The following is a 9,062-nucleotide window of genomic DNA, read 5'->3' as shown; positions in this document are numbered from 1 at the left end:
CTCACGAACGACTTCGAGTTCCCGATCGATGTGACCATCCAGCTCAACAACGTCGGCGGCCCGAGCGCCGGAATGATGTTCGCGCTCGGGATCGTCGACACGCTCACGCCCGGTCAGCTCAACGGCGGCGAGACCGTCGCGGGCACCGGAACGATCTCGGCGGACGGCCGAGTAGGCCCGATCGGCGGCATCCGTCAGAAGCTGTGGGGTGCCCGTGACGCGGACGCCGACTGGTTCCTGGCCCCGGCCGAGAACTGCGACGAGGTCGTCGGCCACGTCCCCGACGGGCTGCGCGTGTTCTCGGTCGCAACGCTCGACGACGCCATCGACGTGCTCGACACGATCCGCGAGGACGGCGACCTGGATGCGCTGCCCGCCTGTGGCTCCTGAGCAGCCGACCGGACCGTCATCGAAGGGGCGTCGCCGACTGCGTGGAACACGGACTGGTCACGGTTCGCCCTGAGCGCACTGCGAGCTGGCCCGGGCTCCGCCGGGAGTTCGCCGTGCGCGGCATCCGCCCAGAACTGCACACCTAGGATTGAAGGGTGACCACGACCTCCGCGCCGACCCCGGCCACGCCCTCCCGATCCCGCAGAATCATCGCGATTTCACTCGCGATCATCGCCGCGCTCGTCGTGGCGTTCTTCGTCTTCGCCAACCTCTACGCCGACTGGCAGTGGTACGCCCAGCTGGAGTTCCAGTCCGTCCTGCTGACCCAGTGGGTCGCGCGCGTCGTGATGTTCCTCGTCGGGTTCATCGGGATGGCCCTGCCGGTGTGGCTGGCCATCCAGCTGGCCTATCGGCTCCGGCCCGTGTACGCGCGGCTGAGCTCGCAGCTGGATCGGTACCAGGAGGTCGTCGAGCCGCTTCGTCGCCTCGCGATGTGGGGCATCCCGATCTTCTTCGGCTTCTTCTCCGGCTTCGCGGCGTCGGCGAATTGGGAGACGACCTGGCTCTGGCTCAACGGTGTCGCGACCGACACGACCGACCCGCAGTTCAACCTGGACACCGGCTTCTATCTGTTCGCCATGCCGTTCTACAGCGCGCTGCTCGGATTCATCTCAGCCGTGCTGCTGGTGTGCCTTCTGGTCACGGCGCTCGTGTCGTACCTGTACGGATCGGTGCGGATCGGCCAGCGCGAGCTGCGGATCTCCAAAGCCGCCCGCATCCAGCTCGCGGTGATCGCCGGCCTCTACCTGCTCGTCCAGGGCGCGAGCCTGTGGCTGGATCGCTACAAGACGCTCGTCGAGCCGGGCGACCGCATCACCGGCCCCGGGTACACCGGCGTCAACGCCGTCATCCCGGGACAGACGATCCTCGCGATCGTCGCCGTCATCGTCGCCATCCTCTTCTTCGTCACGGCGGTCATCGGCCGCTGGCGTTACCCGCTCATCGCGACCGCCCTGCTCATCGTCTCGGCGATCGTCGTCGGCATCGGCTACCCCTGGGTGGTGAACACGTTCCAGGTGCGGCCGAACCAGCTGGCCCTCGAGCGCGAGTACTACCAGCGCGGCATCGACATGACGCAGGCCGCCTACGGCATCGACGGTCTCGAGAAGACCAACTTCGAAGCCGTCACCGACGTCGAGCAGAACCAGCTCCGCGAGGACGCCGCGACCACCGCGCAGATCCGCATCATGGACCCGACCGTGATCAGCCCGACGGTGCGCCAGCTCGAGCAGTACCGCTCGTACTACCAATTCCAGGACCCGCTCGACGTCGACCGCTACGAGATCGACGGCGTTTCGCAGGACACGGTGACGTCGGTGCGCGAGCTGAACATGGATCAGCTCGGAGCCGCGGCATCCTGGCAGAACACCACTCTCGTCTACACGCACGGCTACGGCGTCGTCGCAGCCAAGGGCAACGACCGCACCACGGACGGCGACCCGGTCTTCCTCGAGCGCGGAATCCCCGCCGCTGGGTTCCTGTCCGACCAGGAGAACTTCGAGCCCCGCGTCTACTTCGGCGAATACTCGCCGACCTACTCGATCGTCGGCGCGCCTGAGGGAACCGACCCGATCGAGCTCGACTACCCTTCGGGCGCCGACGGTGCGTCGGAGACGAAGACGACCTTCACCGGCGACGGCGGTCCGAGCATCGGCAGCGTCTTCAACCGGCTGATCTTCGCGCTGAAGTTCCAGTCCGAGCAGATCCTCTTCTCCGACTACGTCAACGAGGACTCCCAGATCCTGTACGACCGCGACCCGAGCGCGCGGGTGCAGAAGGCCGCGCCGTATCTGACGCTCGACAGCGACCCGTACCCGAGCGTGGTGGATGGGCGGATCGTGTGGATCATCGACGGCTACACCCTCAGTGCGAACTATCCGTACTCGACGACGGTCAGCCTGCAGCAGGCGATCTCCGACTCCAACACCACGGCGCAGCGATTCGCGCTCGATGACATCAACTACATCCGCAACTCGGTCAAGGCGACCGTCGACGCCTACGACGGCTCGGTGACGCTGTACGCGTGGGACGATGAGGACCCGATCCTGCAGGCGTGGCAGAACGTGTACCCCTCGACCGTCAAGCCGATCAGCGAGATGTCCGGCGATCTGATGAGTCACGTGCGGTACCCGACCGACCTGTTCAAAGTGCAGCGATACGCGCTCGGCGTGTACCACGTCGACGACGCGCAGTCGTTCTACCAGCGCGACAACGCGTGGCAGACGCCGAACGACCCGCAGCTGGACACGGTGCTGCAGCCCCCGTATTACCTCACGATGCAGATGCCGGGTCAGGATGCGCCGACGTACTCGATGTTCACGAGCTTCATCCCGTCCTCGGAGGGGACCGCGTCGCGGAACGTCCTGATGGGCTATCTCGCCGTCGACTCGAATGCGGGGAGCGAGTCCGGGGTCAAGAGCCCCGACTACGGCAAACTCCGGATGCTGGTGGTGGACGCCGACACGACGATTCCGGGCCCCGGTCAGGTGCAGAACACGTTCAACTCCGATCCGCTCATCTCTTCTCAGATCAACCTGCTGAAACAGGGGCAGTCCGAGGTGATCAACGGCAACCTGCTCACCCTGCCCGTCGGCGGCGGCCTGCTGTACGTGCAACCCGTCTTCGTGCAGGCTTCCAGCGGCACGCAGCTGCCGCAGCTGCAGAAGGTGCTGGTCGCGTTCGGCAATGAGGTCGCCTTCGAAGACACCCTCAATGAGGCTCTCGACGTGCTGTTCGGCGGAGACTCGGGTGCCGACAGCGGCGACGCCGACGTGACGCCCACGCCGGGACCGACGCCCACTCCGACACCGGGTGAGCCGACGCCCGCGCCGACCGACCCGGCCGAGCCGCCCACCGACGACTATCAGGCGGCGCTGCAGGAGGCGCAGCAGGCGATGCTCGACCGCCAGGCGGCGCTCCAGGCTGGCGACTGGGCCGCGTACGGCGAGGCGGACGAGCGGCTCACCGCGGCCGTCGAACAGCTCATCGAGCTGGGCGACCAATAACCCGTTCGCCCGCCGCTGGTTGTCGAGCGAAAAGACGAAACGCACCTCACAGCGGGGTGCGTTTCGTCTTCCGGTCGCTCGGCCAGCGAGGGGTCAGGCGGTGAGGAACCAGCGCCAGATCAGCAGAAGGGTGACGGCCAGGCCGGCGATCTGGTTCACCCAGAGGAATCGTCGCCATCCGAGGGTCGCTCTTTCCGCCGTGTCATCCGTGACGTACCGGAACGGCCACACCGTCGTCAGGTAGGGGAGCGCGATCAATGCCGCAAGGGGGCCGGGCCACGGGGCGACGAGCATGACCGCACCCGCGGCGGCGTAGCACGCGAGGGAGAAGCGCACCGTCCAGCGGGCTCCTCGTGCCGTGGCGATCGACGAGATGCCGGCTGCGCGGTCGGCGACGACATCCTGCACCGCACCGAACGCGTGCGAGGCGACTCCCCACAGCGCGAACGCCAGGATCACCGCGCCCAGCTGCCACGTCCAGGACGCGCCCGCGAGCACGAGACCGTACACCGCAGGAGAGAAGAAGTGGATGCTCGAGGTCACCGAGTCCGCGAAGGGCACCTCCTTCAACCGCAGCGGGGGAGCGCTGTAGTAGACGACGAAGAACAGGCTCGCGGCCAGGACCAGCCACGACGCGGGTGAGCCGACCACGGCGAGGTAGACCACGAACGGCGCGCACGACAGCGCCGCCGCCCACAGTGTGATCCGGTGCATCCTCCGGTCGAGCACTGCACCGTGCGCGCCGCCCTTGCGCGGATTGCGCAGATCCGACTCGTAGTCGAAGACATCGTTGATGCCGTACATCGCGAGGTTGTAGGGCACAAGGAAGAACAGCGTGCCGATCAGGAGCGTCAGATCGATCTGGCGCGTCGTCATCAGGTACGCGGCCGCGAACGGGTAGGCCGTGTTGATCCAGCTGACCGGACGAGATGCGACGAAAAGCTGTTTCACGGTCCCCGGCCGCAGCGCGCGCGCATCGCTCATGGCGTTCGCTCGCGGGTGCGGGACCGGGACAGCAGGGTGAAGACGGCGGGGACGAGGAAGGCCGCGCACAGCGGGTACGAGAAGTCCTCCAGCGGTGCCAGCCCGATACGCAGACCGCTGAGGTGCTCCGGGGGATAGGTGAACAGACCTGCCGCGATCATGATGTTGTCGAAGACGGCCGTGAGGACCAGCAGCACCGCGGCCGCCACAGCGGACGCCGCCATGCGCTTCCCGAATGCCGGCCACTTCACGGTGGCGAGAGTAACCCCCAGCGTGGCCAAGAGGAAGGGCAGGATGATCACCGGGTAGGTCATGCGGGGCGCTCCGCTGCGTCCACGTTCGTCTTGGCGGATCGGCGAGCGAGCACCCGGAGTGCGCCGGCCCACGCGACGAGAGCGAGGTAGCAGAGGAACGCGAGGAAGAACGGCTCTTCGAGGGGCAGCTGCGGGGCGAGATCGATTCCCACCAGGAGAGGACTGTCGCCCTTGACGAAGACGCCCGTCGCGATGCCGACCGCATCCCAGATCAGGAAGAAGGCCGTGCCGATCGCCACCGCGATCGCGGTGCGTCCCGGCGCACGCCACCCGGCCAGGCGCCACCGCGCGTCGAGCGCGGCGATCCCGCCGGCGGAGACGAGGATCGCAAGCAGGTAGATCCCCGGCATCGTCACACTCTGGCCGGCTCGGGAAGCGGCCCGGGTGTGCGGTCGCCGCGCAGGCGCTTGAGCACCAGCTCCGCCGAGATGAGGCACATCGGCAGCCCGATCCCGGGCAGGGCCGACCCGCCGGCGTACGACAGCCCGCGCACCTTCCGTGAAGCGTTCCGCGGCCGGAACATGGCGCTCTGGCCGAGTGTGTGTGCGAGGCCCAGCGCGTTGCCCCGCCAGGCATGCAGATCGGCGGCGAAGTCGCCGGGGGCGATCGTGCGTCGCACCACGACACGGTCGGCCAGATCCGGGATCCCGCACCACCGCGCGATCTGCTCGATCGCACGGTCGGCGGCGGTCTCCACAGCGGGGTCGCCGTCGCCGTCCACTCCGCCCCGGCCGATGGTCGGATCGGCGGGGATCGGCACGAGCACGAAGAGGTTCTCGTGACCGGGCGGCGCCACACTCGGATCCGTCGCGCTGGGCTTGCACACGTACAGCGACGCCGGGTCGGGGATGCGGCTGGGCTCCTGGAAGATGTCGTCGAAGTTCGCGCGCCAGTCCTCGGCGAACACCAGCGTATGGTGCGCCAGCTGCGGCAGCTCGCCCTCGACGCCCAGCAGCAGCAGCAGCGCGCCCGGACTGGGTGTCCGCTTGGCCCACCACTTCTCGGGGTAGGTCTGCAGCCCCGGGGGCAGCAGCGCGGTCTCGGTATGGTGCAGGTCCGCGGTCGACACCACCAGATCCGCGGGCAGTCGTCGCCCGTCGGCCAGGCGAACGCCCGTCGCGGCGGCATCCGTCGTCGTGATCTGCACCACCTCGCAGCCGGTCTCGATGACCGCTCCGGACGCGACGGCGAGGCGTTCGACAGCGCGGATCACTTCGGTAAGGCCTCCGCGGGGATACAGGACGCCATCGTCGAGGTCGAGATGGCTCATCAGGTGGTACAGGCTCGGCACGCTGTAGGGGGATCCGCCGAGGAACACGGCCGGGTACCCGAGGATCTGTCGGAGCCGCGTGTCGGTGAACCGGCGCTCGACGTGTGCGGCGAGCGACTGCGCGAGCAGCGGCGCGAGCTGACCGGCGCGGCGCAGGATGACCGGGTCGCGCAGCCCCGCCGTCGTCTCGTACGTGTCGTAGAGGAACCGGGACACCGACAGTTCGTACGCGTCGGCCGCGGAGTCGAGGTAGGTGTCGAGCTTCGCCCCGGCGCCGGGCTCGATCCTCTCGAACAGGGCCGTGGCGGCATCACGCCCCGAGCGGACGTCGGTCGGCGGCAGAGGGGGCGTGGCGGTCGGCTCGGTGTAGACGCGGTACGCCGGGTCGAGGCGGACCAGATCGAGCTCCTGCTCAGCGCTCGTGCCGAGCAGGCGGAAGAAGTGGTCGAAGACCTCGGGCATCAGATACCAGCTCGGCCCGGTGTCGAACCGGAACCCTTCGCACTCCCAGGATCCGGCGCGACCTCCGACCTCATCGCGCGCCTCGAGGACGGTGACATCCCAGCCCTCGGATGCGAGCAGGGCGGCCGTGGCGAGGCCCGCGATGCCGGCGCCGATCACGATCGCCGCGCCGTTCTGGTCCGCTGTATCCGCCATGTGTGCAGCCTCCCGGGATGCTTCGCCCGCCGTCATGCGTGTGCCCGCGTCGTCTGCCGGCGCGGCGCGAATCCGAGCCAGGCCCGAGCGGCGAGCGCGGCCTTCACCGGATCGGGCACGCGGATCCGCTCGTCCGATGGCGAGTCGCGACGCAGCCTCGTGGACAGTGCGGCGAACAGGTCGTGCGCTGCCGTCACCGCGCGGCGGCAGTCCGCCGGGAGCCTCGGGATGACCGCTGCGGCGGCCGCCAGATCGGCGTCGATCCGGTCGAGCACGTCGAGCCGGCTGGACTCGCCGGATGCCAGCCCGAGGTAGTCGCGCCCGAGGGCACCCTCGTCGTGGTGCTGATCGCGCAGGAAGTTCACGTCCTGGAATGCGGCCCCGAGGCGCCGGGCACCGTCGATCAGTTCGGTGGCGGGTCGCGCCGGGCGGACCGCACCCGCGTTCACGAACACCTGCAGGCACATCAGGCCGACCACCTCCGCCGATCCGTAGACGTAGTCGTCGTGCGAGGCGGCGTCGTGCTGTGAGGTCACGATGTCGGTGCGCATGGACGAGAAGAACGGGCCGACGAGTTCCTCGTCGATCCCACACTCCCTGGCCGTGCGGGCGAACGCATGCACGACGAGGTTCGAACTGAATCCGCGGGCGATCGCCGCGACGGTCTCCGCCTCCAGCGCGTCCAGGATCCGGCGCTCCTCGGACGGATCCAATCCTGCGGCTGCCGCGGGCCCGTCCACGATCTCGTCCGCGATGCGCACGAGGGCGTAGACATTGCGCACGTGCGGCCGCGGGCGAGCGCCCAGCAGGCGCGTGGCGAGGGCGAACGACGTCGAATACGCGGTGATCACGGCCGCCGCCGCATCCCGCGCCGTCTTGTCGTACAGGGCGAGGCCGGTGGGCTCGTGGCTCACGGGATGCGCTCCTGCACGCGGTCGGCCAGCTGGTGGATCAGAGGTCGCGCGGCGACGGGGAATCCGGGGGCGTCGGCGGACGCGCGCACCGCCACGAGCGTGTCGTCGATGAGCGCCCGCAGGCGCAGGCGGGCGCCGCTCTCCTCCAGCGCGATCTGAGCCTCGCGGACCGCGATGGGCCCGGTGTGGGCCACCGCGAGTGCCTCGTCGACCCGGGACCAGTCGGGAGTCTGTCGCGCGAGCGCGATGAGTGGCGTGCGTTTGGACTCGCGCAGGTCCCCGCCCGAGTCGCGGCCGGCCTGCTCCGCCGAGCCGAACGCGCCGATGAGGTCGTCCGCCAGCTGGAAGGCCAGCCCGAGCCGACCGCCCTCCGCGTCGAGCGCGGCGATCGCCTCCCGCGACGCGCCCGCCAGAAGAGCGCCTGCGCACAGCGGAGCGCTGAAGGAGTACACGGCGGTCTTGTTGAATGTGGCGTTGAAGATGGCTTCCGCCTCGGCGTAGTCGGGCATCACGGCGTTCTCGACATCCGCCAGCTCGCCCGCGGCCGACACGTAGATCGCGTCGTCCAGCAGACCGAACAGTCCGGCTCGCACGTCGCCCGGTACGTCGGCGAGGGCGATCAGGCGGGACGCCTCGTGCAGCAGGAGATCACCGGCGAGGATGGCTGCCGCGTCGCCGAGGAGGGCTGCCCCCGTGGCATCGGCTCCGCGCGTGCGAGCACGCAGGCGGAACTCGCCGGCCACGTTCGGGATGCCGCGGCGCACCGTGTCGTGGTCGATCACGTCGTCGTGCACCACGAAGGCCGTGTGCAGCAGCTCGAACGCGGCCGCGACCGGATAGAGCGCGGGGCAGTCGTCCGAATGACCGCCGAAGGCCGCGAATGATGCCGCAACGAGCGTTGGACGGAGCCGCTTGCCGCCTGCCGTCGCACGGCAGACCGCTTCGCCGAGCTCCTCGAAGCCGCCGCCCAGCTCGCTCGCCCGGCGACGAATGCGCCGGAGTGAACCGTCGATCGTCTCGTCGATGGCCGCGCGGGCGGCGAGCGGAATCATGACGCGCGTCGTCGCTGCAAGGCAGGCTCGGCGTCGAAGAGATGCAGCTGCTCGGCCTGCAGCACGAGCCACGGGCTGAAGGCCCACGGCGTGGCCGTCAATGCGGTGCCGAGATCCCGAGGGTCGACCCACTTGGCTTCGACCACTTCGAGCGGATTGAGGATGGGTTCGTCGCCGGTGCGGGCGGTGTACACCGGACACACTTCGTGCTCCACGATGCCGCTGGTGTCGACGGCGCGGTAGCGGAACAGGGGCAGCGCGAGTGTGATGTCGGTGAGCGTGATGCCGAGCTCGTACTCCGCCCTGCGGTGCACCGCGGAGAGTACGGGTTCTGCCGGCCGCGGGTGTCCGCAGAACGAGTTGCTCCACACGCCGGGCCATGTCGTCTTTCCGAGTGCGCGCCGCGTGACGAGAAC

General features: G+C 69.1%; 9 protein-coding genes. 2 read left to right on the top strand and 7 right to left on the bottom strand.

The features are described 5' to 3' along the window. The coding region (locus VFX99_RS10905; RefSeq protein WP_329666317.1) for a S16 family serine protease at positions 1–390 on the top strand (390 nt) is incomplete at its 5' end. A 155-nt stretch (positions 391–545) separates the two neighbouring features. Next, positions 546–3,455: a UPF0182 family protein gene (locus VFX99_RS10900; RefSeq protein WP_329666316.1), complete on the top strand. Its 2,910-nt coding sequence runs from the start codon at positions 546–548 to the stop codon at positions 3,453–3,455. A 93-nt stretch (positions 3,456–3,548) separates the two neighbouring features. Here VFX99_RS10900 and VFX99_RS10895 read toward each other — a convergent pair whose 3' ends face one another. The 7 genes from VFX99_RS10895 to idi form a co-directional block, all read right to left on the bottom strand. Beyond that, positions 3,549–4,439, bottom strand: a complete 891-nt coding sequence (locus VFX99_RS10895) for a prenyltransferase (RefSeq protein ID WP_329666315.1) — start codon at positions 4,437–4,439, stop codon at positions 3,549–3,551. Continuing rightward, a complete protein-coding gene (locus tag VFX99_RS10890; protein WP_329666314.1) occupies positions 4,436–4,753 on the bottom strand; it encodes a lycopene cyclase domain-containing protein in 318 nt (105 codons plus the stop codon). The genes VFX99_RS10895 and VFX99_RS10890 overlap by 4 nt, the downstream gene beginning before the upstream one ends. Then, the gene (locus tag VFX99_RS10885; protein WP_329666313.1) at positions 4,750–5,103 is read right to left on the bottom strand and encodes a lycopene cyclase domain-containing protein; all 354 of its coding nucleotides are present in this window, start codon (positions 5,101–5,103) and stop codon (positions 4,750–4,752) included. Before VFX99_RS10885 ends, VFX99_RS10890 begins: the two co-directional genes overlap by 4 nt. A 2-nt stretch (positions 5,104–5,105) precedes the next feature. Next, positions 5,106–6,680 carry a phytoene desaturase family protein gene (gene crtI / locus VFX99_RS10880; protein WP_329666312.1) on the bottom strand — a complete coding sequence of 525 codons (1,575 nt, stop codon included), beginning with the start codon at positions 6,678–6,680 and terminating at the stop codon, positions 5,106–5,108. A gap of 32 nt (positions 6,681–6,712) precedes the next feature. Further along, positions 6,713–7,594 carry a phytoene/squalene synthase family protein gene (locus tag VFX99_RS10875; protein ID WP_329666311.1) on the bottom strand — a complete coding sequence of 294 codons (882 nt, stop codon included), beginning with the start codon at positions 7,592–7,594 and terminating at the stop codon, positions 6,713–6,715. Continuing rightward, entirely contained in the window at positions 7,591–8,646 is a 1,056-nt protein-coding gene (locus VFX99_RS10870) for a polyprenyl synthetase family protein (RefSeq protein ID WP_329666310.1), read from the bottom strand. The genes VFX99_RS10875 and VFX99_RS10870 overlap by 4 nt, the downstream gene beginning before the upstream one ends. Further along, positions 8,643–9,062, bottom strand: a 420-nt coding sequence (gene idi / locus VFX99_RS10865; protein ID WP_329666309.1) for an isopentenyl-diphosphate Delta-isomerase, incomplete at its 5' end; no start/stop codon positions are given. The genes idi and VFX99_RS10870, both read right to left, overlap by 4 nt.

This window comes from Microbacterium sp. (assembly GCF_036277215.1).
GTDB lineage: Bacteria > Actinomycetota > Actinomycetes > Actinomycetales > Microbacteriaceae > Microbacterium.
Note: the sequence above shows the minus strand (reverse complement) of the source record. Positions and strands in the feature narration are given on the sequence as shown.

Excerpts from the sequence above, each read along its gene's own strand:
- VFX99_RS10895 (WP_329666315.1), bottom strand. The coding sequence starts at position 4,439 with ATGAGCGATGCGCGCGCGCTGCGGCCGGGGACCGTGAAACAGCTTTTC.
- VFX99_RS10890 (WP_329666314.1), bottom strand. The coding sequence starts at position 4,753 with ATGACCTACCCGGTGATCATCCTGCCCTTCCTCTTGGCCACGCTGGGG.
- VFX99_RS10885 (WP_329666313.1), bottom strand. The coding sequence starts at position 5,103 with ATGCCGGGGATCTACCTGCTTGCGATCCTCGTCTCCGCCGGCGGGATC.
- crtI (WP_329666312.1), bottom strand. The coding sequence starts at position 6,680 with ATGGCGGATACAGCGGACCAGAACGGCGCGGCGATCGTGATCGGCGCC.
- VFX99_RS10870 (WP_329666310.1), bottom strand. The coding sequence starts at position 8,646 with ATGATTCCGCTCGCCGCCCGCGCGGCCATCGACGAGACGATCGACGGT.